Raw genomic sequence first — 297 nt, 5'->3', positions numbered from 1 at the left:
TTGCCGTCGGAGCGTTCGAAGATCGCGTCGATCTGGTCCGGGTCGGGTTCCTGGGCGAGGATGCCGGCGACCTGGCGGCACACCTCCTCGCGGTTGAAGCGGGCGAGTTCGATACGGCGGATGGTGCGGAGCCGGTCGAGTTCGGCGAGCAGGGGCCTGAGCGGGTGGCGGCGGTGGATGTCGTCGGAGCGATAGGTGGCCAGGACGACGAGGCGGCCGGTGCGCAGGGTGCGGAAGAGGTAGGCGAGCAGGTGGCGGGTGGAGGCGTCGGCCCAGTGCAGGTCCTCCAGGGCGAGG

1 protein-coding gene is annotated in these 297 nt (G+C 71.0%); it reads right to left on the bottom strand.

Annotation, left to right across the window (positions count from 1 at the left end):
* Positions 1 to 297, bottom strand: a 297-nt coding sequence (locus CCL05_RS46630) for a hypothetical protein (RefSeq protein ID WP_425275968.1), incomplete at both ends; no start/stop codon positions are given.

Origin of the sequence: Streptomyces africanus, assembly GCF_002150735.1 — a bacterium.
GTDB lineage: Bacteria > Actinomycetota > Actinomycetes > Streptomycetales > Streptomycetaceae > Streptomyces > Streptomyces africanus.
The sequence above is the reverse complement of the archived record's forward strand: the minus strand, read 5'-3'. Positions and strand labels throughout refer to the sequence as shown.